24 protein-coding genes are annotated in these 22,123 nt (G+C 62.1%); 13 read left to right on the top strand and 11 right to left on the bottom strand.

Annotated features, from left to right (window positions below):
• Positions 1-29: 29 nt before the first annotated feature.
• Positions 30-668, bottom strand: coding sequence for a glutathione S-transferase family protein (locus C5L13_RS23800; RefSeq protein WP_105385754.1), 639 nt, complete (start codon positions 666-668; stop codon positions 30-32).
• A gap of 159 nt (positions 669-827) precedes the next feature.
• Complete coding sequence (locus tag C5L13_RS23795) at positions 828-1,703, bottom strand: alpha/beta fold hydrolase (RefSeq protein ID WP_105385753.1); 876 nt, start codon at positions 1,701-1,703, stop codon at positions 828-830.
• 208 nt (positions 1,704-1,911) lie between these two features.
• On the opposite strand from C5L13_RS23795, the gene C5L13_RS23790 reads away from it, so the two are divergent.
• Entirely contained in the window at positions 1,912-2,355 is a 444-nt protein-coding gene (locus C5L13_RS23790; protein ID WP_105385752.1) for an SRPBCC family protein, read from the top strand.
• Positions 2,356-2,446: 91 nt separating this feature from the next.
• Here C5L13_RS23790 and C5L13_RS23785 read toward each other — a convergent pair whose 3' ends face one another.
• The 8 genes from C5L13_RS23785 to fabD all read right to left on the bottom strand — a co-directional run bounded on the left by C5L13_RS23785 (position 2,447) and on the right by fabD (position 9,725).
• On the bottom strand, positions 2,447-3,082 hold the full coding sequence (locus C5L13_RS23785) for a YcxB family protein (protein WP_105385751.1): 636 nt from the start codon (positions 3,080-3,082) through the stop codon (positions 2,447-2,449).
• A 109-nt stretch (positions 3,083-3,191) separates the two neighbouring features.
• Positions 3,192-3,872 carry a guanylate kinase gene (gmk, locus tag C5L13_RS23780; RefSeq protein WP_105385750.1) on the bottom strand — a complete coding sequence of 227 codons (681 nt, stop codon included), beginning with the start codon at positions 3,870-3,872 and terminating at the stop codon, positions 3,192-3,194.
• A gap of 3 nt (positions 3,873-3,875) precedes the next feature.
• Positions 3,876-4,763: a YicC/YloC family endoribonuclease gene (locus tag C5L13_RS23775; RefSeq protein ID WP_105385749.1), complete on the bottom strand. Its 888-nt coding sequence runs from the start codon at positions 4,761-4,763 to the stop codon at positions 3,876-3,878.
• Positions 4,764-4,797: 34 nt separating this feature from the next.
• Positions 4,798-5,997, bottom strand: coding sequence for an endolytic transglycosylase MltG (mltG, locus tag C5L13_RS23770; protein WP_105385748.1), 1,200 nt, complete (start codon positions 5,995-5,997; stop codon positions 4,798-4,800).
• A gap of 120 nt (positions 5,998-6,117) precedes the next feature.
• The gene (fabF, locus tag C5L13_RS23765; RefSeq protein ID WP_105385747.1) at positions 6,118-7,380 is read right to left on the bottom strand and encodes a beta-ketoacyl-ACP synthase II; all 1,263 of its coding nucleotides are present in this window, start codon (positions 7,378-7,380) and stop codon (positions 6,118-6,120) included.
• Between the two features lie 110 nt (positions 7,381-7,490).
• On the bottom strand, positions 7,491-7,727 hold the full coding sequence (locus C5L13_RS23760) for an acyl carrier protein (protein WP_003502080.1): 237 nt from the start codon (positions 7,725-7,727) through the stop codon (positions 7,491-7,493).
• Between the two features lie 286 nt (positions 7,728-8,013).
• Entirely contained in the window at positions 8,014-8,754 is a 741-nt protein-coding gene (fabG, locus tag C5L13_RS23755) for a 3-oxoacyl-[acyl-carrier-protein] reductase (RefSeq protein WP_105385746.1), read from the bottom strand.
• A gap of 26 nt (positions 8,755-8,780) precedes the next feature.
• On the bottom strand, positions 8,781-9,725 hold the full coding sequence (gene fabD, locus C5L13_RS23750) for an ACP S-malonyltransferase (protein WP_105385745.1): 945 nt from the start codon (positions 9,723-9,725) through the stop codon (positions 8,781-8,783).
• 160 nt (positions 9,726-9,885) lie between these two features.
• Here fabD and C5L13_RS23745 point away from each other — a divergent pair, with 160 nt between their 5' ends.
• The 6 genes from C5L13_RS23745 to rplI all read left to right on the top strand — a co-directional run bounded on the left by C5L13_RS23745 (position 9,886) and on the right by rplI (position 14,089).
• Positions 9,886-10,929, top strand: a complete 1,044-nt coding sequence (locus tag C5L13_RS23745; RefSeq protein ID WP_105385744.1) for an aldo/keto reductase — start codon at positions 9,886-9,888, stop codon at positions 10,927-10,929.
• A gap of 106 nt (positions 10,930-11,035) precedes the next feature.
• A complete protein-coding gene (locus tag C5L13_RS23740; RefSeq protein ID WP_105385743.1) occupies positions 11,036-11,311 on the top strand; it encodes a helix-turn-helix domain-containing protein in 276 nt (91 codons plus the stop codon).
• A gap of 296 nt (positions 11,312-11,607) precedes the next feature.
• Positions 11,608-12,084 carry a 30S ribosomal protein S6 gene (rpsF, locus tag C5L13_RS23735; RefSeq protein ID WP_105385742.1) on the top strand — a complete coding sequence of 159 codons (477 nt, stop codon included), beginning with the start codon at positions 11,608-11,610 and terminating at the stop codon, positions 12,082-12,084.
• Positions 12,085-12,106: 22 nt separating this feature from the next.
• A complete protein-coding gene (gene rpsR, locus C5L13_RS23730) occupies positions 12,107-12,355 on the top strand; it encodes a 30S ribosomal protein S18 (protein ID WP_105373679.1) in 249 nt (82 codons plus the stop codon).
• Positions 12,356-12,517: 162 nt separating this feature from the next.
• Entirely contained in the window at positions 12,518-13,492 is a 975-nt protein-coding gene (locus C5L13_RS23725) for a YybS family protein (protein ID WP_105385841.1), read from the top strand.
• A 21-nt stretch (positions 13,493-13,513) separates the two neighbouring features.
• The gene (gene rplI / locus C5L13_RS23720; protein WP_105385741.1) at positions 13,514-14,089 is read left to right on the top strand and encodes a 50S ribosomal protein L9; all 576 of its coding nucleotides are present in this window, start codon (positions 13,514-13,516) and stop codon (positions 14,087-14,089) included.
• A gap of 63 nt (positions 14,090-14,152) precedes the next feature.
• On the opposite strand, the gene C5L13_RS23715 is transcribed toward rplI, so the two are convergent.
• On the bottom strand, positions 14,153-15,733 hold the full coding sequence (locus C5L13_RS23715) for an alpha/beta hydrolase (RefSeq protein ID WP_105385740.1): 1,581 nt from the start codon (positions 15,731-15,733) through the stop codon (positions 14,153-14,155).
• Between the two features lie 321 nt (positions 15,734-16,054).
• Between C5L13_RS23715 and C5L13_RS23710 the strand changes: the two genes are divergently transcribed.
• The 6 genes from C5L13_RS23710 to alr all read left to right on the top strand — a co-directional run bounded on the left by C5L13_RS23710 (position 16,055) and on the right by alr (position 22,101).
• Positions 16,055-16,693 (top strand): class I SAM-dependent methyltransferase, encoded by a 639-nt coding sequence (locus C5L13_RS23710; RefSeq protein ID WP_105385739.1) that lies wholly within the window; start codon positions 16,055-16,057, stop codon positions 16,691-16,693.
• A 228-nt stretch (positions 16,694-16,921) separates the two neighbouring features.
• The gene (locus C5L13_RS23705; RefSeq protein WP_105385738.1) at positions 16,922-18,424 is read left to right on the top strand and encodes a replicative DNA helicase; all 1,503 of its coding nucleotides are present in this window, start codon (positions 16,922-16,924) and stop codon (positions 18,422-18,424) included.
• Positions 18,425-18,577: 153 nt separating this feature from the next.
• Positions 18,578-19,375, top strand: coding sequence for a transporter substrate-binding domain-containing protein (locus C5L13_RS23700; RefSeq protein ID WP_105385737.1), 798 nt, complete (start codon positions 18,578-18,580; stop codon positions 19,373-19,375).
• Positions 19,376-19,442: 67 nt separating this feature from the next.
• The gene (locus C5L13_RS23695; RefSeq protein WP_105385736.1) at positions 19,443-20,114 is read left to right on the top strand and encodes an amino acid ABC transporter permease; all 672 of its coding nucleotides are present in this window, start codon (positions 19,443-19,445) and stop codon (positions 20,112-20,114) included.
• Entirely contained in the window at positions 20,111-20,770 is a 660-nt protein-coding gene (locus C5L13_RS23690) for an amino acid ABC transporter permease (RefSeq protein ID WP_105385735.1), read from the top strand. Before C5L13_RS23695 ends, C5L13_RS23690 begins: the two co-directional genes overlap by 4 nt.
• Positions 20,771-20,934: 164 nt before the next feature.
• Positions 20,935-22,101, top strand: coding sequence for an alanine racemase (gene alr / locus C5L13_RS23685; RefSeq protein WP_105385734.1), 1,167 nt, complete (start codon positions 20,935-20,937; stop codon positions 22,099-22,101).
• Positions 22,102-22,123: the final 22 nt, after the last annotated feature.

Below are 22,123 nucleotides of genomic sequence, written 5' to 3'. Positions count from 1 at the left end.
CGCTCGTCGCACGGACGTCCCGCCGCTGTTCAATTGGGTAGCGGGGGCAGATCGGGTGCGTTCAGCCCATCGAAGGGGTTCCGCCAGGCCTCGATGCCTTCAAGCTGCCCGTACCAGCGACGGACCGAGGGATAGTCGTCGATCGGCAGCCGCGCTGCATCGTTGAAGGGCAGAAACGTGCCCATGCGGAAATCGGCGAAGGAGACGGAACCTCCAGCCAGCCACGCCCGGCCCGAGAGTTCGGCTTCCAGTATCCGGGCGGCGACATGAAACTGCCTCAGGCCCGCCTCGACCATCGCCTGATCGCAGGCGCCGATGCCGTATCGTTGCTTCGTCCCGCGTTCCCAATGCACCATGTCGCAGGCCCTGACGAAGTTTTCCTTCCCCCAGCTTATCCACCGGATCATGTCGGGCTCGTCGTCGCCGGTGCGCCAGAAGTCGGAACCCGTGCAGCGCGAAAACCAGCAGGCGATCGCATCGGCTTCCCAAAGAGCTTTCCCGGAAAATTCGAGAATCGGCAGCAGCAGGTTGGGGTTGAGAGAAAGATAACGGTCCCCCTGAGCCGGAGACTGTGGCGAGGCGAACTCGAAATCAACCTCCGCATTCAGATATCGCGCGACCGTGACCGCGAGGCGGGGATTGGGATTGCGGCTGAAATACATCTTCATCGGGCTCGAACTCCGTTGCGCTTTGATGAAGACGCGCGGCGCAACGACTTTCCGACATGCAGTCGGCAGAATATTCGGCCCGACGAAACGTGTCGCTTCGCGACCTATGAGTCTGGATGCGGAAATTTGTCACCGCCGCTCAGGCGGCCTGATCGGGCTTTAACCTCCCTCACTGTCCTGCCGCGTTTTCCTGATGAAGTCGAGCATCAGTGATGCGGCCGGGGCCGCGTGCGTTTCAAGCAGCAGATGGCCGGCGTCGAGGATATGGGCCTCCATCCGCGGCAGAGCCTGCATCCATGACAGCACTTCGGGCAGGGCGAAAAACGCATCGTGCCTTCCCCAGAGCAACAGGGCGGGCGGCTGCCAGGACGCGAGATATTCGGCGATGGCGTCGAACCGGGCGACATGGTTCCCGTAGTCCGCGACGAGCGCCCGTTGCGTCTCCATCCGGCCCGGCAGACACATTACCCGCCAGTCCTCTTCCCAGTATCCGGCTGGAATTCGCGCAGCGATATCCGGGGGAACGTTGGCGATATACTGGTCGCGCATGCCCTCCAGTGTCAGATGGCTGGTGGCCGCCGCCTCGTTTTCCGGGCTGGGGTCTGCCCAGAAGGCTTCGGTCGCTGCCCATTCCGGCCCGAACCCCGTCCGATGAGCGTTGGCGTTCTGAACGATGAGACCCTTTACCTGTTCCGGCGCCTGCATGGCGATGTGGAGACCCACGGGCGCTCCGAAATCATGGAGGTAGACGTAACGCGGCCCGACTGCGAGCCGGTCCAGCAGCTCGGAAATCGCCTGACCGAAGGCTGAAAACGAGGACGTCGGCAGGACGTCGGATTCTCCGAATCCGGGCAGATCTGGGGCGATCACATAGGTAGCCTGCGACAGTATCGGCACGACCTCCCGAAACATCCGCGAGGAATTCGGAAATCCATGCAGGAGCAGCACCGCGGGTCTGGATACCTCACCTGCCGTGACGAAGGACAATTCCGTGCCGCCGGACAGGCGGAGCCGCTGCCGGGTCGCCGGGCGCATCTCTGGACCTCTTCAATTTAACCGTGTACCTCTCCCCAATGTCTGCGTTAAGGCATTTGTTCCAACGATAAACCGGCCGCCCCAATCCGCGCTGCGCGGAAAACCTGAGCCGTTCTCATTTCAAAATAAGATCGATCCGGTGTCGGATTGGCAAAGCAGCGTTCGTCCTTAGAGTCGTCTATTCCATCCATTCAAAAGGATCACGATTATGCCGAACACAATACGCTTGCATCGCGTCCTGGCGACCAGCCCGGAAAAGGTCTATCGCGCGTTCATCGAGGCGGACGCTGTCGCCAAATGGCTTCCCCCCAACGGCTTTGTCTGCACCGTGCATCATCTGGAGCCGACCGTCGGCGGCACGCACAAAATGTCGTTCCGGAACTTTACAACGGGCGCAAGCCACTCCTTTGGCGGCGAATATCTCGAACTCGTCCCGGGTCAACGCCTGCGCTATACGGACAAATTCGACGATCCCAACCTGCCCGGCGAAATGGAAGTCACCGTGACGTTGAAGAAAGTCTCTGTTGGGACCGAGGTCGACATAGTGCAGGCAGGTGTGCCGGACGTCATCCCGGCCGAGGCTTGCTATCTCGGCTGGCAGGAGTCGCTGCGAAATCTGGCGAAGCTTGTCGAGCCTGATATCAACGAATAGCGCATCGGGATCGGCAGAGGCTGTCGGCATCGGATCGCGACGACGATCTTCGCGATCCGATGCCAGAAAGATATCTGACGTCCCTTTATCCTCAATCGGGAAGGTTGAGCCTGCCTCCGGCTCCGAGGCGGGCCAGAACGGGCGGTGAAAACGGGCGACCCGCCCATTCCATCACGCTCCCACGAAAAGTCTGCCGTTCCTCATCCGAGGCGAACACTCTCGCCGGCCAGGGATGAGCGCTTATCTTGGACATCCAGAAATAGAACGTTCCGTCGTCCTCTTCGAGCGCATAGAGCGATTCCCACGTGCAGGTGATCGTCTGACCCAGCACCGTGTAGCAGATTCCATTTCTGTCCACGGTCGACTCCACAGGCTTGCCGATTACGCCGAGCTTGGTCAGTCGTCGATGATACATGAAACGCAGAAGCTGCCGGGCAGGATTGAGCAGGAGAACTGCAAGAAGCACGCAAACAACGACCGTCGCAACGATATAGATGGCCGACGTCACCACGTCGCCTTCCCGCCACCTATCGAAATTCAGGATCAGCGCGACGAAAAGCGCAACGGCTCCGACTGCTGCGACGGTCGGACCAAGCGGCAGCAACTGGCGCGTCGCATGCTGGATATCCAGATGGTCATCGAGGTTCAGCCGGAAGGATTTGTGAAAGCCGGGCCTATTGGCGGAAGGCCAGATTTTCGGAACGGAGCCGGGAGAACGCTCGGACATAGCTCAACCTTCCCATGTTGAAGCGCGGAACTCGATCCCGGTTTTAGTACTGACGACCTCTTCCTACGTCAACCAAGCACGATGACCGGCGGGAAGCAGCCCATTCGCCCTAGAGCTTCGGCTCTTCCTGAAGCAGTCCCTCGACGAAGTCGAACAGTCCGTATCGGCGGTCCCGCCGGATCCGCTCCGCCTTGACGATGCAGCTGACATAACCGAAGGCCTCATCGAGATCGTCGTTGACGATCACGTAGTCGTATTCCCGCCAGTGTTCGATCTCGGCGCGGGAATTCAGGAGCCGCGTGCGGATGACCTCTTCGGAATCCTCGGCACGGCGGTGCAGGCGCGACTGCAGTTCCGTCATCGACGGCGGCAGCACGAAGATCGAGACCACGTCCGCCTTCATCTTCTCCTGCAATTGCAGCGCGCCCTGCCAGTCGATGTCGAACAGCATGTCGCGGCCTTCCGCCATCGCCTGTTCGACCGGCTCGCGCGGTGTGCCGTAGAAATTGCCGTGAACCTCGGCCCATTCGAGCAGGTCGCCCGCATCGCGCATCCGCTCGAACTGATGGACGCTGATGAAATGATAGTGCTTTCCGGCGATCTCGCTCGGTCGCTTTGCGCGCGTCGTCACGCTGACGGAAATCTCGAGGCTTCGGTCTTCGTCCAGCAGGTTGCGCGCAATCGTCGATTTACCGGCGCCGGAGGGCGAAGAGAGGACCAGCATCAGCCCGCGCCGGGCGATCTTCACGGGCGAGGACGCATTGCCCTTCAACGATTGGGCCGGGCTCATGAACTACTCCAAATTCTGGACCTGTTCGCGGAACTGGTCGATGACGACTTTCAATTCGATACCTGCCGCGGTTACAGCAGCGGCATTGGATTTGGAACAGATTGTATTCGATTCTCTGTTAAATTCCTGTGCAAGGAAATCGAGGCGCCGTCCGACGGGCCCACCCTTGTCGATCAGATCCTTGGCCGCTGCCACATGCGCCTTCAGCCGGTCGATCTCCTCGCGAAGGTCGGCCTTGGTAGCGAGAATCGCCGCTTCCGCATGCAGGCGGTCGCGATCGAGCGTCGGCGCCTCCTGCAGGAGCGCCGCAAGCTGGAGGGACAGCCGCTTGACGATCTCTTCCGGCGAGCGGGAGGGATCGGTCTCGACGACCGCCGCAAGCTCTGCGATACGCTCGACCTGCCCCTTCAGGACCGCAGCAAGGGCCGCGCCCTCTCCTTCGCGCATCCGGCGAAGATGCTCCAGAGCCTCACCGAGACAGCCAAGGATCGCCGCGTCGCGGGCGGCGACCGCCTCCTCGCCCTCTTCGGGCTCCCGGATCTCCACGAGCCCGCGAATGCCCATCAGCGTATCCAGCCGCAGCGGAGCGGGATCGACGACATCGCCCAGCTCCTCGCGAAGCGACAGTACGGCGGCAAGCGCATCCCGGTTCAGCACCGCCTCCACCCGGGTTTCGGTGACCGTCAAATTGAGGGTCGCCTGCAGGTTTCCGCGGGAGAACTTTTCCGAGATCAGCCGGCGCACATCCGGCTCCAGCCGCTCGAGGCCCGGCGGCAGCCGCAGCCTTAGGTCGAGCCCCTTGCCGTTCACCGAGCGCAGTTCCCATGAAAAACGATTGCGCCCGCTCGACCCTTCGCTGCGGGCAAAACCGGTCATGGACTGCAAGGTCATCGAACTCTCCAGGTGAAGTGACGCAGGAAGCGGATCAATTGCTCTTCGGCGGCTTTTCCGCCTCTTCGCCATCCGGCTGACCGTCCACGACGGCTTCGGGATTGGCCGGCGCGCGATCGGCTTCTATCCTGCGCCAACGACGGACATTGGCGTTGTGTTCCTCGAGCGTCGCCGCAAAGACATGCCCCCCGCTGCCGTCGGCCACGAAATAGAGATCGTTGGTGCGCCAGGGATTGGCAACCGCCTCCAGAGCGGCCCGTCCGGGATTGGAGATCGGCGTCGGCGGCAGGCCCTTGATCTGATAGGTATTGTAGGGCGTCGGCTTGGCGATGTCGGATTTGAAGATCGGCCGGTCGCCCGGCTTTCCGTCGCCGCCGAAAAGCCCGTAGACGATCGTCGGATCGGATTGCAGGCGCATGCCCTTCTGCAGCCGATTGATGAAGACCGAGGCCACATGGGCGCGCTCGTCTTCCTTGCCGGTTTCCTTCTCGACGATCGAGGCCAGCACGACGAACTCTTCCTTCGTCTTGACCGGCAGGTCCGGATCGCGGCGCTCCCAGATCTGCTCGATCATCTTCTGCTGGGCGACACGCATCTGATGGATGATGTCGGCGCGCTTGCTGCCGCGCGAGAACTTGTAGGTGTCCGGACGCAGGCTGCCCTCCGGCGGCAGTTCCGCCGGCAGATCGCCCTCCAGCACCGCATCCTCGGCGAGCCGCAGCATCATCTGCCGCACCGTCAGGCCCTCCGGCAGGACGACCGAATAGAGGATCGACTTGCCCGATTCCAGCAATTCCATGATGTCCTTCATGGAAGCGCGCGCCTTGATCTCGTATTCGCCGGCCTTGAGCGTCGAACCGTCGCGCAGATAGGTCGCCGTCACGTAACGAAAGACGCGCGCGTCGGAGATGATCCCGTTGCGTTCGAGATTGCTGGCTATCTCGGCGACGCCGGTACCGGGACGGACCATGAAATGCGCGTTGGCTTCCAGCGGGCCGGCCCCCTGGAATGTCGAGATCATGTAGTAAAAGCCGGCGACCCCTGCGATGCACACGAGGACGACCATCGTCATCACGAAATTCAGAAAGATGACGAGCTGGCTGCGCGCCTTCTTCGATCGCCGCGGCGGTTCGGGCACGCGTTCGGGCTTCAGCGCCTCGTTCGGCGACTTCGGAATGATAGGGCCCCTGCCATTGCCTGCAGAAGGGTCACTCACATGATTCGTATCGCTCAACCGCGCCCCCCAAGAGACTCAAAACTTCGCCCGCTGTTTGGCCAAGCAATGCGGCAAAAAACAGGTCCAGAAGATGATACGCGCCGGCCTCGAAAGTCCAGCCGCATTTGCCACGACCAATTACGCGTCGTAACGGCGAAGCACGAGGGAGGCGTTCGTGCCGCCGAAACCGAAGGAATTGGAGAGCGCCACGTTGATCTCGCGCTTGCGTGCCTTGTGTGGCACGAGATCGATCGCCGTCTCGACATCGGGATTGTCGAGGTTCAGCGTCGGCGGCGCGATATTGTCACGGATCGCCAGGGTCGAGAAGATGGCCTCGACCGCACCGGCGGCGCCAAGCAGGTGACCGATCGCCGATTTCGTCGAGGACATGGAAATCTTCGACGCAGCATTGCCGACCAGTCGCTCGACAGCCCCGAGTTCGATCGTGTCGGCCATGGTCGAGGTGCCGTGGGCGTTGATGTAATCGATGTCCGACGCCGCCAGACCGGCCCGCTTCAGCGCGGCCGACATGCAGCGATAGGCGCCGTCGCCATCCTCCGAAGGTGCGGTGATGTGGAAGGCGTCGCCCGAAAGACCGTAGCCCACTACTTCCGCATAGATCTTTGCGCCGCGCGCCTTGGCGTGCTCCAGTTCTTCCAGCACGACGATGCCGGCCCCCTCGCCCATGACGAAACCGTCACGGTCGCGGTCATAGGGGCGCGACGCCTTTTGCGGGTCGTCGTTGTGCTGGGTCGAAAGCGCCTTGCAGGCCGCGAAACCCGCAAGCGAAATGCGGCAGATCGGCGATTCAGCGCCGCCTGCGACCATCACGTCGGCATCGCCGAGCATGATCAGGCGCGCTGCGTCGCCGATTGCGTGAGCGCCGGTGGAACAGGCGGTGACGACCGCATGGTTCGGGCCGCGCAGCTTGTGGCGGATCGACACCTGGCCGGAAACCAGGTTGATCAGGCGGCCGGGAATGAAGAAGGGAGAAATGCGGCGCGGGCCCTTGTCGCGCAGCGTATAGCCGGCCTCGACGATGCCTTCGAGGCCGCCGATGCCCGAACCGATCAGCACGCCCGTGGCAATCTGGTCTTCGTCGGTCTTCGGATGCCAGCCGGCATCTTCCAGCGCCATGTCGGCCGCGGCCACGCCGTAGATGATGAAGGGATCGACCTTGCGCTGTTCCTTCGGCTCCATCCAGTCGTCGACATTGAAGGTGCCGTTGGAACCGTCACCCACCGGTATGCGGCAGGCAACCTTGGCAGGCAGATCCTCCACCTCGAATTCCGTCACGACCCGGGCAGCGTTCTCGCCGGCGAGCAGACGCTGCCAGCTTGCTTCCGTTCCGCATCCGAGGGGAGATACCATGCCGGTACCGGTGATAACGACCCGTCTCATCGCCAGCGTTCCGCCTTAATTTCGCATGTTCTATTTGCTGAAACGGCCCGAACAAGCGGGCCGTCGTCGGGATTTGCCTTGCGGGCGTTATCCCAAATGTTTCGGATCGATCAGGCCTGGGCCTTTTCGATGAACTTGACGGCATCGCCGACGGTCAGAATGGAATCGGCCGCATCGTCAGGGATCTCGACGCCGAATTCTTCTTCGAAAGCCATGACAAGTTCGACGGTGTCGAGCGAATCCGCGCCGAGATCGTCGATAAAGCTTGCGCCTTCGACAACTTTGTCGGCATCGACGCCGAGGTGGTCAATAACAATTTTCTTCACGCGTTCTGCGATATCGCTCATGTCGGTTTCCTCGACCTTTGTCTTTCCGGATGCCCGAATAGCACCCGTACCCTGTTTAAAACCTGCACTCGCCGCCTCTCGACGCCGATGCCCGGCAAACCCGTTCCCCCCTCGTCAGGTTCCAGTCATGCCGCACTCACGCAATATGACGGCCTGCATTTCGGGGTGACTATTCACAGTCATGGCCCGCTTAACATGGTTTCCGTGTTCCGCAAAGCCAGAATTTGTTCCATTTCACCGCCGCCAACAGCCGATTGCGACAGGACATGCAACGCCGCACCGCAGCCTAGATCATCGCCATGCCGCCGTTGACGTGAATCGTCTGGCCGGTCACGTAGCCCGCCTCGTTCGAAGCGAGATAAAGAACCGCAGCGGCGATGTCCGCGCCGGCGCCCATCCGCTTCATGGGGATCGCGCCCAGGATGGCGTCCTTCTGCTTGTCGTTCAGCTTGCCGGTCATGGCGCTCTCGATGAAGCCCGGAGCGACGCAGTTGACCGTCACGTTGCGGGTGGCGATCTCCTGGGCCAGCGATTTCGAAAAGCCGATCAGGCCCGCCTTCGAAGCACAATAGTTCGCCTGACCGGGATTGCCGGTAACGCCGACGACCGAGGAAATGTTGATGATGCGGCCATGGCGGCGACGCATCATGGGATGGGTGAGTTCGCGGGTCAGGCGGAACACGGCCGTCAGATTGACTTCGAGCACCGAGTCCCAGTCCGCATCGCTCATGCGCACGAACAGGCCGTCCTTGGTGATGCCGGCATTGTTGACCAGGATGTCGACGCCTTCGAGTTCGGCCTCGGCCTTTTCGCCGAGCGCCTTCACTTCGTCGCGGTCGGAGAGATTGGCCGGGAAGATCTTGACGCGGTCCCCGCCGAGATCGGCGGCCAGCGCCTCCAGCTTCTCGACACGCGTGCCGTGCAGGCCGACAATGGCGCCCTGCTTGTGCAGCAGGCGGGCGATCTCTTCGCCGAGCCCGCCGGTTGCGCCGGTCACCAAGGCCTTGCGGCCAGTCAAATCAAACATGATCGAATCCTCTAGAGTCTCTTTCGTCAGCCAAGAATGGCAGCGAGCGCGGCATCGATATCGGCCGGCGCGTTGACGGCAAGGCCGGAAATATTCTTGTCGATGCGGCGGGCAAGGCCTGTCAGCACTTTTCCCGAACCGATCTCGTAGAGCGTCGTGACGCCATTGGCGCCGAACCACTCCACGGTTTCGCGCCAGCGCACCTGGCCGGTCACCTGGGTGACGAGCAGCGTGGCGATTTCCTCGGCATCGTAAACCGGGGCGGCGCGCACATTGGCGATGACCGGGACGACCGGGTTCTTCTTCTCGACCTTGTCCAGAGCGTGACGCATCGCGTCCGCCGCGGGCGCCATCAGGTCGCTGTGGAAGGGTGCGGAGACCGGCAGCATGATGGCGCGCTTGGCGCCCTTTTCCGTGGCAAGTGCGGCGGCCTTTTCAACCGCGGCCTTCGAGCCCGAAATCACCAGCTGCCCGCCGCCATTGTCGTTGGCGATCTGGCAGACGCCTTCCCGCCGTGCCTCGGCGCAAACCGCATCGACTTCGCCATGTTCCAGACCGATAATCGCGGCCATGGCGCCGTGCCCGACCGGTACGGCGCTCTGCATCGCGTCACCGCGGATGCGCAGCAGTCTTGCCGTATCGGAAAGCGAGAAGGTGCCGGCGGCACAGAGCGCGGAATATTCGCCGAGCGAGTGGCCGGCGACATAGGCGACCTTGTCTGCAAGCTTCAGGCCGCTGGCTTCCATGACGCGCATGGCGGCAATCGAAACGGCCATCAAGGCCGGCTGGGCATTGGCCGTCAGCGTCAGCGTTTCTTCCGGGCCGTTCCACATGATATCGGAGAGTTTCTGGCCGAGCGCCTCGTCGACCTCTTCGAAGACGGCCCGGGCTTCGGGATAGGCTTCCGCGAGGTCTTTCCCCATGCCGACGGACTGGCTGCCCTGTCCGGGGAACGTGAATGCGATGCTCATGGGTGGTTCCTTCCCTTATGTTTTGCCTCTCCATTCACATTTGAGCCCGGAGTGTCAAGGGCGCGGCGGCTTTCCGGGCCTTTTACGGCCCGTTCTCCCCTTGCGCTCCATCAAATCCTGCTTAGAGTGCCGCCGACTTTTCAGGACGGGATTTCATTCCATGCAGTATAAGAAACTTGGCCGGACGGAGCTCTCCGTGTCGGAAATCTGCCTCGGCACGATGACCTGGGGTACGCAGAACTCCGAAGCCGAAGCCCACGAACAGATGGATTACGCGGTTAGCAAAGGCGTCAACTTCTTCGACACGGCCGAACTTTATCCGACGACACCCGTAAGCCCGGAAACCTACGGCCGCACCGAACAGATCATCGGCACCTGGCTCAAGAAGAGCGGCAAACGCAAGGATGTGATCCTCGCCTCGAAGATTGCCGGAAGCGGCCGCCCGCATATCCGCGGCGGACGCGAGATCGGCGCCGAGACCCTCCGCGAAGCCCTGGATGCCAGCCTCAAGCGCCTGCAGACCGACTATCTCGACCTTTACCAGATCCATTGGCCGAACCGCGGCACCTTTCACTTCCGCAATTCCTGGACCTTCGATGCCTCTGCCCAGGATCGGGAAAAGGCCGCGGCGGAGATCTCCGAAATCCTCGAAACCCTGGGCGAGCTGGTCAAGGAAGGCAAGCTCCGCGCCATCGGCCTTTCGAACGAGAGCGCCTGGGGCACGCTGAAATACCTCCGCCTCTCGGAGGAAAACGGCCTGCCGCGGGTCGCCTCGATCCAGAACGAATACAACCTCCTCTACCGGCAGTTCGATCTCGATCTGGCCGAAGTCGCCCACCACGAGGACGTCGGGTTGCTGGCCTATTCGCCGCTTGCGGCAGGTCTTCTCACCGGCAAGTACCAGAACGGCGCAAGGCCGTCCGGCTCGCGGGCGACGATCAACGGCGACCTCGGCGGCCGCCTGACGCCCATGCAGGACCCGGCGGTAAAAGCCTATCTCGAGCTTGCCGAAAAACATGACCTCGAACCAGCCCAGATGGCGCTCGCCTTCTGCCTGTCGCGACCGTTCATGGCCTCCGTCATCATCGGCGCCACGACGACGGAACAGCTCAAGACCGATATCGGTTCGACGGATGTGAAGCTCTCCGAAGAGGTGATGAAGGAGATCGCCGCGATCCATCGGCAATATCCGATGACGCTATAGCGGAGCCACGGGCCGGGGGACATCTACCTCCAATAGGCGACTTGCTCCGGCCCTGAAAAAGGCAGCTAATCGGTCTCCTCCATACTTGGAGCGATGCGCTGAAACCATGCAATCCGTTCTTCATCGAAGAGAGTTCATCCGGCGTCGGAAGCAACTTAAACTGACGCAAAAGGAACTTGCCTCGGAGCTGGATCTGCCGTCGGACGAACTGCGGAAACTGGAAAGAGGCGACCAGCCGGTGCGCAGGCTTCACCTTCTGGCCCTCGACCAGCTCAGGCTGGAGGCCGCCACCCGGGATTCGGGCCTCGTTACCGCCGCGATGCTGCTGAACGCCGAGCACCTCCTGGAGAGGATCGGCTACCGGGTCATCCGAAGTCCATGACAGCAAGCAGGCATCGGGTTTAGCCGGTTTTCCAACACTCCCCTTGCCATCTGCCCAAAAATCCGTATAAGCGCGCTGTTCGAAACACCCGGTCTTCTGGCTGGTGGCTGAACGGAGGGCTGGTTTTCCGAAAGGAAAGCCGCATGGACCAAAGGGTCCGAGCCTCCCGTGTCTCCGCTCTCGACCGTCTCGATCAAACAACTTTTCTTGCCGGGCTTTGCCCATCAAGAGCAGTCGTTGAGGCTTAGCCGCCGAGGTCCGGGTCCGTTCAACCGCAAGAAAAGGCAAAAGCTTACATGGCTCTTTACGAACACGTATTCCTTGCCCGGCAGGATATGTCCCCGCAGCAGGTTGATGCCCTCGTCGAACAGTACAAGGGCGTCCTCGAAGCTAACGGCGGCAAGGTCGGGCGCGTAGAAAACTGGGGCCTCAAGTCCCTCACCTACCGCATCAAGAAGAACCGCAAGGCTCATTACGCTCTGATGGACATCGACGCGCCGGCTCCTGCCGTGCACGAGATGGAGCGCCAGATGCGCATCAACGAAGACGTCCTGCGCTACATGACGATTGCCGTCGAGAAGCACGAGGAAGGTCCGTCCGCGATGATGCAGAAGCGCGACCGTGACGACCGTCCGCGCCGTGACGGCGACGACCGTGGCCCGCGCCGCGACTTCGGCGATCGTCCGCCGCGCCGCGATTTCGGCGACCGTCCGGACCGTGGTCCGCGTGAAGGCGGCTTCGAGCGCGCCCCGCGCCCGCCGCGTGAAGCGTAATTGGCTATAAGGATAAGAAAAAATGGCTGACGTATCCTCCTCACCGGCTCGCCGTCCGTTCCATCGCCGCCGCAAGACCTGCCCGTTCTCGGGCGCCAATGCGCCGCGGATCGACTACAAGGACGTACGCCTGCTGCAGCGCTACATTTCCGAGCGCGGCAAGATCGTTCCGTCCCGCATCACGGCCGTTTCCCAGAAGAAGCAGCGCGAACTCGCCCAGGCGATCAAGCGCGCCCGTTTCCTCGGCCTGCTGCCTTACGTCCTGGCGTAATCTGAACTTTTGGACCCGCTGATCAAAAGTCGGCGGGTCCATTTCCCTTTCGCGATGGGCGCGGATCGGAAGCTTTCTTAATCCCATGTTGGGGATGAAGTGCCTGAGAAATCGAACCAGGCGTGATCCCCTAACTGCTTGACTGAGCAGGACAGCGAGACCGTGACGAACAAGATTCAAACCGTACTGCCGATCGGCATCATTGCCGGCATTGCCGCTACCCTGCTGGTGCTGGGCGCGAGTGCGCAGTCGTCTTTTGCATCCCTTCTCTATGCCGCTTCCGCGCTTCCCATTCTGATTGCCGGCCTCGGCTGGGGCAATCGCGCCGCCGTCGTCGGCATCCTGACGGCCGCCGTGCTCGGATCCGCTCTGGTTTCTCCGCTTTTTGCGCTCGCCATGGCGTTCTTCACGCTGATCCCCGCCGGCTGGCTTTCGCATCTCGCCAACCTGGCGCGGCCGGCGTCGGAACTCGGCGGCCCGGACCATCTGATGGCCTGGTATCCGATTTCGGACATCCTCCTGCATCTGTGCGGCCTGGTGACGATCGCCGTCATCGCGCTCGGCATCGCGATCGGCTACGGCCCGGAACTGACCGACCAGATGGTCGAGGCGATGATCGAGGTATTCAAGGCCCAGGAACCCGCCTTCACGCCGGATCCATCCGGGATGGCGCAGACCAAGGCGATGATCGTGCTGATGCTGCCGCTGGTGCAGGGCGGTGTCTGGGTCATGCTGCTGTTTGCGGCCTTCTATCTCGCCGTCCGCGTCGTTTCCCGTTCGGGCCGGGCGCTTCGCCCGCGCGAGGACATGCCCTCGGCGCTGCGCATGAACCGGCATGCGATCTTCATCTTCCTCGCCGGTATCGTCATGACCTTCCTGGGCGGCGTGCCGGCGATGGTCGGCGCCGTGATCTGCGGCACGTTCGGCGCCGGCTTCCTGATGGCGGGCTTTGCTTCCCTCCACTTCCGCAGCCAGGGCAAGGACTGGCGCGTGCCCGTGCTCATTCTTTGCTACCTCTCATCCATGCTTCTCCTGCCGGCGATCGGCATCCTCCTGCTCGGCCTGTCCGACACGCGGCGGACGATCGCACTGACGCCGGCGAAGTCTTCTGCCAATCCCAACGAAAACAAGAATTGACTGATCGAAAGGAACTGAACCATGCAAGTCATTCTGCTTGAACGCGTACCGAAGCTCGGCCAGATGGGCGAAGTCGTAAAGGTCCGTGACGGTTATGCCCGTAACTTCCTGCTGCCGCAGGGCAAGGCATTGCGCGCCAACGACGCCAACAAGAAGCGTTTCGAATCCGAACGCGCAACGCTTGAAGCCCGCAACCTCGAGCGCAAGGGCGAAGCCCAGAAGGTTGCCGAAGTGCTCGACGGCAAGTCCTTCATCATCGTCCGCTCGGCTGGCGAAACCGGCCAGCTCTACGGCTCGGTCGCCGCTCGCGACATCCTCGATACGCTGGCTGCCGAAGGCTTCAACGTCGGCCGCAACCAGGTCGACCTCAACCACCCGATCAAGGCCATCGGCCTGCACAAGGTGACGCTGCACCTGCACGCCGAAGTCGAGATTTCGATCGAAGTGAACGTTGCCCGTTCGCCGGAAGAAGCCGGTCGTCAGGCCAAGGGCGAAAGCCTCACCTCCGTCGACGCCATCTACGGCGTCGACGAAGACGCTCTGCGTCCGGAAGACTTCTTCGATCCGGAAGCCGATCGCGACAACGACGAAGAATAATCGTCTGTCGACCAGATCAAAGGAAACGCCCGGGTTCTTGCCCGGGCGTTTCGCTTTTTAGACTTAGGGGTTTGCTGCGGCCTCGATTTCGCGGATCAAGGGCTCCTGGTCTCCCGCCCAGAACCAATGATCCTCTCCTTCGACAAGGAGAAGCCGGGCATCCGGAATGTTCTCGGCCATATAGACTGCTGCTTCCATCCTCACGGCCCGATCTCCCTTCCGATGCATTACGGTCGTAGGAACCGGGATCTGAGGAAGAAGAGGACGGACGTCGACGTCCCGCAAGGCCGATAATACGGTCCGCATGGAACCCGGGCTCGACGCTGCCCGCAGCAGACTGGCCCACCATTGCTGCGTCAGGGCATCTCCCGCCAGGCTCGGCGCAAACGTGCGCAGATCCAACGCTCCGCCCCATTCCTTCGTAATCCTGCGGAGCCACAGGTCGAACTGCTGACTATCCAGAGCGAACGGATAGTCGGGGCTCCTGCATCCCTTTGCCATGGCCCCCCAGAGGATCAGGCGCCGAACGCGGCCGGGGTAGCGGGCGGCAAAGAAAATGCTTCCGGGTCCTCCCTCCGAAGCCCCGACGACGATGGCTCTCTTGCTCTGCGCTGCATCCAGCACGGCCGCCATGTCCCGGGCAACGGCTTCGGGCGTCGGGCAAGCCTCCGCCCTGTCCGAAAGCCCCACACCACGCCGGTCGAACAGGATGACGCGTCCAAGCTTTGCGACCCGCTCGATCCATCGGCGACAATGCTCATCCTCGAACGTCCGCTCCACATGCGAGACGAAGCCGGGAACAAGCAGGATGTCGACCGGCCCATCCCCCACCGTCCTGTAGGCCACGTGCAGACCGTCCACCGCGACATATCTCACGACCGAGGCCGGCAGGAGAGGCTGCGAGGCCGAGGCAGCATGTGCATGCTGCAAGGCGCGTGTTTCCTCGGACGGCGAGACCCCGAGGCTGCGCTGCAACAGATCGGCGCAAAACTGGTAGTGCCGCCGTGCCGACACGAAATCTCCGCCCTCGGCGGCCGCTCTTATCAGCTGGCGATGCGCTGCCTCGTTGAGCGGATCGCATTCCACCAGGCGCCCGGCGAATTTGGCGGCATCCGCGAACCGCCGTTCCTCGAATGCCGACTGGATCAGCCTTTCCAGAGCGTGCACCAGACGTCCCCGCAGCGCTTCGCGACGGAAGAATATCCATTCCTCCAGGTCCGACGCCTCATCGAGGTGGAAACCCTCGAGGAAGTCTGACGCATACACGCGCTCCGCATCCGCGAAGCCGTGACGCGCCAGCAGGTTCTCGAAGGTGGCGACGTCGCTGTCCACGGCCACGCGCTCCGACAGACGCATGTTCGCGCGGTCGCTCTCGACAATGTCGGCTCTGACCGCCTGGCGTATCTTGTAAATAAGCCGCCGCAGCCGAACCCGTGCCGTCTCGCCGTCGGCCTCCGGCCAGAGAAGAGCCGATACGGTTTCCCGCGGAACCGGTCCCTTCGCCGCGGCAAGGTAGATGATGAGAGCGAGCGCCCTGCGCTCTCCCAACTGCAGTGCGGCGTCATTCACGCTGACATCAGGATAACCGAAAAGGCGAAGCCGCAGCCGGAACGGCAGGTCGGCCTTTGCCGCAACCTTCGTCATCACACCCCCTCCCCAAGGGACGGTGAAGGGACGCTACGCAGCTAGGGTCCGATCCGTCCGACAAGACAATCATTATATGAAGAAAGGCCCATCCAATGAATATCAATCACGCGAAGACGCGATCCTCCACCCGTTTCGGTCTCCCCGGCCCTTCGACGATCAGCGTTCCTGCTCCTGCGAGCCGAGCGTTGCCGCAGCGGCCATATCCGGGACGCCGATTCAGATCGTCCCCGGAAGCAATCCCGGCACCGCCCTGGGTGCTTCTGCTTCCGTCCCGATCATCGTGGACTTCTTTCAACAGTTGCAAGCGCGAGGTGCGTCATGTGCAATCTGTGTGAAAGAGTTCTCTCATCCGTCGGACGGTCCGTCGTCACCATAGCATGCGGCGCATCGCCGTTCAGGACCATGCGCGAGCGCATGATACCGGCTGCTGCCGGCGACGTGCTGGAGATCGGTATCGGATCGGGCCACAACCTGGACCTCTACGACAGGGACAAGATCAGGACCCTGGTCGGAATCGATCCGGATACCAAGATGCTGGCGATGGCTCATCGCAGAGCGTGCGACCTCGGCAGGAATGTCCGGCTGATGGAGGCCTCCGCCGAAGAGTTGCCGGTGGAAACGCAGTCGGTCGACACCGTCGTCGCAAGCTATGTCCTCTGCACGATCCCCGATACGGAGAAGGCTCTTGCCGAGATCCGGCGGGTATTGCGGCCGCGCGGACGGCTCATCTTCCTCGAACATGCCGCCGCTCAGGGAAAGATCCTTCCGCATGTCCAAAGGAGGATGAATGCCGGCTGGCGGCTTCTTGCCGGCGGCTGCAATCTGGTCCGCGACCCGCTTTCGAAAATCGCCAACGGCGGGTTCGGCATAGACTCCCTGGTGGAAAGGGATTTCTCAGGCAGCATGCGCTTCCTGGGGCGCCATATCGCCGGGATTGCCGTCTCCGACACCCAATGATGCCTTGTCGCGAATCTGCGGAAGGCTTATCCTGCAGGGACCGTGACAGAGCGAATGATCGTTTTGTCACGGTCAAATCATCTTGTTCGATTGGTAGCGCGTTATCCACAAGCTCGCGGCGGGACTGTGGAGATCGTCGGATTCTGGAGATTCTCTTCGGGCCGTCCGTTCATCCGCCGCAAACTGCTGTAGGATCGCACGATTCCAAAAAAGACCTGATTGGGTAACATGCAGGACGTAGCACGCAAGCTGACGGCGATCAGCAACAAGGACGCGGAGCCCCACTACCGGGAAGCACCGAACAATATCGAGGCCGAACAGGCGCTGCTCGGCGCGATCCTGGTCAATAACGACGCCTATTACCGTGTCTCGGATTTCCTGAAGCCGGTCCACCTCCACGAGCCGCTGCACCGCAGGATCTTCGAGGTTGCCGGCGACATCATCCGCATGGGCAAGACCGCCAACCCGGTGACGATCAAGACCTTCCTGCCCGCCGACGACAAGGTCGGCGACCTGACGGTCGCCCAGTATCTCGCCCGTCTTGCCGCCGAAGCCGTTTCGATCATCAACGCCGAGGATTATGGCCGGGCGATCTACGATCTGGCGCTGCGCCGCGCGCTGATCACCATCGGCGAGGACATGGTCAACATCGCCTATGACGCGCCGCTCGACATGCCGCCGCAGACGCAGATCGAGGATACCGAACGCCGCCTCTTCGAACTGGCCGAAACCGGCCGTTACGACGGCGGCTTCCAGTCCTTCAACGATGCGGTGGCGCTCGCCATCGACATGGCCGGTCAGGCGTTCGAGCGCGACGGCCATCTCTCCGGCATCTCGACCGGCATCATGTCGCTCGACAGCAAGATGGGCGGGTTGCAGCGCTCCGACTTGATCGTGCTCGCGGGACGCCCCGGCATGGGCAAGACCTCGCTTGCCACCAACATCGCCTACAATATCGCCGCCTCCTACGAGCCGGAAGTGCAGCCCGACGGCTCCTTCAAGGCGAGGAACGGCGGTGTCGTCGGCTTCTATTCGCTCGAAATGTCGGCCGAACAGCTCGCCACCCGTATCATTTCCGAGCAGACGGAAGTCTCCTCGTCGAAGATCCGTCGTGGCGACATCACCGAGGCGGATTTCGAAAAGCTCGTCGCCTGCTCCCAGATGATGCAGAAGGTGCCGCTCTTCATCGACCAGACCGGCGGTATCTCGATCGCCCAGCTTTCCGCCCGCGCCCGCCGCCTGAAGCGCCAGCGCGGCCTCGATTGCCTGGTGGTCGACTATATCCAGCTGATGACCGGCTCGGGCAAATCCGGCGAGAACCGCGTGCAGGAAATCACCCAGATCACCACCGGCCTGAAGGCGCTCGGCAAGGAACTCAACGTGCCGATCATCGCGCTGTCGCAGCTTTCGCGACAGGTGGAAAGCCGCGACGACAAACGCCCGCAGCTCTCCGACCTTCGCGAATCCGGCTCGATCGAACAGGACGCCGACGTCGTGCTCTTCGTGTTCCGTGAGGAATACTATGTGAAGAACATGGAGCCGCGCGACATTTCCGATCCGAAATACCCGGAATGGGAAGCGCACATGGACAAGGTGAAGGGCACGGCGGACGTCATCATCGCCAAGCAGCGTCACGGGCCGACCGGCACCGTCAAACTGGCCTTCCAGTCGGAATATACCCGCTTCGCCGATCTCGCCGACCCGAGCTTCACGCAGTACGAAGAGCACTGATGGCGGCAGGCCTGCCTGTTTTTTGAGCAACAGGAAGCTCCGCAGTCGTTTCGTGACATAGGGGCCTCCCGAGACTTCCGACAATTCGGCTATCCCTAATGCAATTGGCATGGGGATTGCTCTCCTGTTTCCAGACCAAACAGGGGAGCATTCATGCAACGTCGAACCTTCATCTCACGCGCCTTCGCAGCAACGGCCGCTATTGCCGCCACTCTTGCAGGGCCGCTTCCGGCGCTGGCCGATGCGCTGGAAAGCATCAAGTCCAGCGGCAAACTGCGTGTCGCGGTACCACAGGATTTCCCGCCTTTCGGCAGCGTCGGCGCCGACATGGCCGCTAAAGGCTATGACATCGATATGGCAACGCTGATCGCCGAAAAGCTCGGCGTGAAGGTTGAACTCGTGCCGGTCACGAGCGCAAACCGCATTCCTTACCTGCAGACCAACAAGGTGGATCTGGTGATCTCGAGCCTTGGCAAAAATCCCGACCGCGAAAAGGTCGTCGATTTCTCCACCGCCTACGCTCCCTTCTACAATGGCGTCTTCGCTCCGGCAGGGCTGGACATCAAGTCCACCGCCGATCTCGCCGGCAAGACCGTCGGCGTCACGCGCGGTGCGATCGAAGATCTGGAACTGACGAAAGTCGCGCCGCCGAGCGCCACCATCAAGCGCTACGAAGACAACAACGGCACGATTTCCGCCTTCCTGTCCGGCCAGGTCGAAGCCGTCGCCACCGGCAACGTGGTCGCCGCCGCGATCCTCGAGCGGAACCCGCCAAAGCGTCCGGAGCCGAAGTTCCTCATCAAGAACTCGCCCTGCTATATCGGCCTCGGCAAGAACGAACCCGCTCTGCTCGAAAAGGTCAACGGCATCATCGCCACCGCCAAGACCGACGGCTCGTTGAACAAGATCGCCGAAAAGTGGCTCGGGACTTCGCTGCCCGCCGATCTCTGATCGTTTCCTCGGACTGCCGCCGCCTGTTGGCGCGGGCGGCGGACTTCTACAGACACGGGCGGGCGCGATGCACTATATCTTCGATTTCAGCTGGATCTGGGACTATGGTCCCGTCATCCTGAAGGGGCTTTTCGTCACCGTCGAACTGACTTTGGTCGGCGCGGTGGCCGGGGTGCTTCTCGGGATTTTATGCGCCTGGATCAGGACGCTCGGGCCGGAGATGCTCCGCCCGCCGGTGGCGGCCTATGTGGAACTGATCCGCAACACGCCCTTCATGATCCAGCTTTTCTTCATCTTTTTCGGCCTGCCCTCCGTCGGAGTTCAGCTCTCGGAACTGCAGGCGGCAAATCTTGCGATGATCATCAATCTCGGCGCCTATAGCTGCGAAATCATCAGGGCCGGCATCGAGGCCACGCCAAAGGGCCAGTTCGAAGCCGGTGCGGCGCTGGCGCTGAGGCCGCTGCAGACCTTCCGCCTGGTGATACTGGTGCCTGCCCTGCAGCGCATCTGGCCGGCGCTCTCCTCGCAGATCGTCATCGTCATGCTGGGATCGGCGGTCGTTTCGCAAATCGCCGCCGAGGACGTGACCTTCGCGGCCAATTTCATCCAGTCGCGCACATTCAGGGCCTTCGAGGCCTATATGCTTTCCACCGCGATCTATCTGCTGTTTGCGATTGCGCTGCGTCAATTGCTCAATCAGATGGGCCGCTGGATCTTTCCGAAAGTGGCTGCCCGATGAGCGATTTCACGACCTGGGACATCCTGCGCAACCTGTTGCTCGCGACCCGCTGGACATTGATCCTTTCCCTCACATCCTTCATCGGCGGCGGCATTGTCGGGCTGGCGATCCTGTTCCTTCGAATCGGGAAGTCGACCCTCGGCCGGCATTTCGCGCGCGGCTATGTGGAGCTCTTCCAGGGCACGCCGCTTCTGATGCAATTGTTTCTGGCCTTCTTCGGGCTCGGACTGTTCGGCATCGACGTGCCGGCCTGGCTGGCGGCGGGTGTGGCGCTGATCTGCTGGACTGCGGCATTCCTCGTCGAGATCTGGCGGGGCTGCGTGGAATCCATCCCGAAGGGGCAATGGGAGGCGGGGCAGAGCCTTGCCCTCAACCATGTCCAGCAGATGCGGCTGATCATCTTGCCTCAAGCGCTTCGGATCGCCATACCGCCGACGGCCGGTTTTTCAGTCCAGGTCATCAAGGGGACCGCGCTCACCTCCATCATCGGTTTTGTCGAACTGTCGAAGGCCGGCACCATCGTCACCAACGCCACCTTCCAGCCGTTCGTCGTCTACGGTTTCGTGGCCCTCATCTACTTCGCTGTATGCTTTCCGTTGTCGAAATTCAGCAAACATCTGGAACGTCGCGCTGCCGCGGCCTATGCGACCCGCTGACCGCCGCAGCCGCGCACGCCCTCCCCAACCTTTGCCGGCCCAATTGCGTGTCGACTTCCCAGATGGTCGCGAAAAGACCTCATTCGACGTTTCCACCTTGACGAGAACGGATAGTTCAGGCTTGAGCCAGAGTAGGACGCCCCCGCCGCATGGAAGACCGACCGATGACCGATCCCGATGATCTCCTCGCCGAACTCGCCGACTTCGAGATCGCGCCCGTGCGGCTGACGGTCGATCTCGGCGCGCTTGCCGACAACTGGCGGGAGATGGCACGCCGCTCCGGTTCCGCCCGCACCGCCGCCGTCGTCAAAGCGGATGCCTATGGCCTCGGTCTCGAGGATTGCGGCGTGGCGCTTTACGAAGCCGGCGCGCGCGACTTCTTCGTGGCGGTCGTGCAGGAGGGCGTGACGCTGCGCACTTATACCCCCGATGCCCGCATCTATGTGCTTTCGGGCATCTGGCCCGGCCAGGAGCAGATGTTCTTCGAGAACGGCCTGGTTCCGGTGCTCGCATCCGAAGAGCAGCTCGCCTTCTGGATGTCGGTGACCGCCGAACATGGCGACCACCCTTGCGCGCTGCAGGTCGATACCGGGTTCAACCGGCTCGGCATTCCGCTCGAGGATGCGATCGCCTTTGCCGACGACGTTTCGCGACCGGCGAGCTTTTCACCGGTACTGGTGCTGTCGCATCTCCATAGCGGCGATACGCCCTCCTCACCGCTCAACCGGACGCAACTCGAATCTTTCCGCAGGGTTGCGGAGGCTTTCGAAGGTATCGACGCAAGTCTTTCAGCCTCCGCTGGAATCTTTCTCGGCCCCGACTACCATTTCGATCTCACCCGTCCCGGCATCGCGCTCTACGGCGGCGAAGCGGTCAGCGGCTTGCCGAACCCGATGCAGCCGGTCGCCAAGGCGGAGGCGCGCATCATCCAGATTCGCGACGCCAAAAAGGGCGAGACGGTCAGCTATGGCGGCACCTACCAGCTTTCGCGCGACAGCCGGCTTGCCATCGTCGCCGCGGGCTATGCGGATGGCTACATGCGTTCGCTTTCCGGCTCCGGCGTGCCGCTGCGCCAGGCGGAGAAGGACGGCGCCTTCGGTTTCGTCGCAGACCGCAAGGTGCCGGTTGTCGGCCGCATCACCATGGATCTGACGATCTTCGACGTGACGGACATTCCGGCGACCGAAATCCGCACCGGCGACTATGTCGAACTCTTCGGCCCGAACATGCCGCTCGACGACGTCGCCCGCGCCGCCGGCACGATCGGCTACGAGCTGCTCACCAGCCTCGGGCTGCGCTACGAGCGGCGTTACATCTATCCGAACGAGTGAGTGCTGCCCCTCTTGGAAGCCG

Source organism: Neorhizobium alkalisoli (assembly GCF_002968635.1).
Lineage (GTDB): Bacteria > Pseudomonadota > Alphaproteobacteria > Rhizobiales > Rhizobiaceae > Neorhizobium > Neorhizobium alkalisoli.
Note: the sequence above shows the minus strand (reverse complement) of the source record. Positions and strands in the feature narration are given on the sequence as shown.

Excerpts from the sequence above, each read along its gene's own strand:
- C5L13_RS23800 (WP_105385754.1), bottom strand. The coding sequence starts at position 668 with ATGAAGATGTATTTCAGCCGCAATCCCAATCCCCGCCTCGCGGTCACG.
- C5L13_RS23795 (WP_105385753.1), bottom strand. The coding sequence starts at position 1,703 with ATGCGCCCGGCGACCCGGCAGCGGCTCCGCCTGTCCGGCGGCACGGAA.
- C5L13_RS23790 (WP_105385752.1), top strand. The coding sequence starts at position 1,912 with ATGCCGAACACAATACGCTTGCATCGCGTCCTGGCGACCAGCCCGGAA.
- C5L13_RS23785 (WP_105385751.1), bottom strand. The coding sequence starts at position 3,082 with ATGTCCGAGCGTTCTCCCGGCTCCGTTCCGAAAATCTGGCCTTCCGCC.
- gmk (WP_105385750.1), bottom strand. The coding sequence starts at position 3,872 with ATGAGCCCGGCCCAATCGTTGAAGGGCAATGCGTCCTCGCCCGTGAAG.
- C5L13_RS23775 (WP_105385749.1), bottom strand. The coding sequence starts at position 4,763 with ATGACCTTGCAGTCCATGACCGGTTTTGCCCGCAGCGAAGGGTCGAGC.
- fabF (WP_105385747.1), bottom strand. The coding sequence starts at position 7,380 with ATGAGACGGGTCGTTATCACCGGTACCGGCATGGTATCTCCCCTCGGA.
- C5L13_RS23760 (WP_003502080.1), bottom strand. The coding sequence starts at position 7,727 with ATGAGCGATATCGCAGAACGCGTGAAGAAAATTGTTATTGACCACCTC.
- fabG (WP_105385746.1), bottom strand. The coding sequence starts at position 8,754 with ATGTTTGATTTGACTGGCCGCAAGGCCTTGGTGACCGGCGCAACCGGC.
- fabD (WP_105385745.1), bottom strand. The coding sequence starts at position 9,725 with ATGAGCATCGCATTCACGTTCCCCGGACAGGGCAGCCAGTCCGTCGGC.
- C5L13_RS23745 (WP_105385744.1), top strand. The coding sequence starts at position 9,886 with ATGCAGTATAAGAAACTTGGCCGGACGGAGCTCTCCGTGTCGGAAATC.
- C5L13_RS23740 (WP_105385743.1), top strand. The coding sequence starts at position 11,036 with ATGCAATCCGTTCTTCATCGAAGAGAGTTCATCCGGCGTCGGAAGCAA.
- rpsF (WP_105385742.1), top strand. The coding sequence starts at position 11,608 with ATGGCTCTTTACGAACACGTATTCCTTGCCCGGCAGGATATGTCCCCG.
- rpsR (WP_105373679.1), top strand. The coding sequence starts at position 12,107 with ATGGCTGACGTATCCTCCTCACCGGCTCGCCGTCCGTTCCATCGCCGC.
- rplI (WP_105385741.1), top strand. The coding sequence starts at position 13,514 with ATGCAAGTCATTCTGCTTGAACGCGTACCGAAGCTCGGCCAGATGGGC.
- C5L13_RS23715 (WP_105385740.1), bottom strand. The coding sequence starts at position 15,733 with ATGACGAAGGTTGCGGCAAAGGCCGACCTGCCGTTCCGGCTGCGGCTT.
- C5L13_RS23710 (WP_105385739.1), top strand. The coding sequence starts at position 16,055 with ATGTGCAATCTGTGTGAAAGAGTTCTCTCATCCGTCGGACGGTCCGTC.
- C5L13_RS23705 (WP_105385738.1), top strand. The coding sequence starts at position 16,922 with ATGCAGGACGTAGCACGCAAGCTGACGGCGATCAGCAACAAGGACGCG.
- C5L13_RS23700 (WP_105385737.1), top strand. The coding sequence starts at position 18,578 with ATGCAACGTCGAACCTTCATCTCACGCGCCTTCGCAGCAACGGCCGCT.
- C5L13_RS23695 (WP_105385736.1), top strand. The coding sequence starts at position 19,443 with ATGCACTATATCTTCGATTTCAGCTGGATCTGGGACTATGGTCCCGTC.
- C5L13_RS23690 (WP_105385735.1), top strand. The coding sequence starts at position 20,111 with ATGAGCGATTTCACGACCTGGGACATCCTGCGCAACCTGTTGCTCGCG.
- alr (WP_105385734.1), top strand. The coding sequence starts at position 20,935 with ATGACCGATCCCGATGATCTCCTCGCCGAACTCGCCGACTTCGAGATC.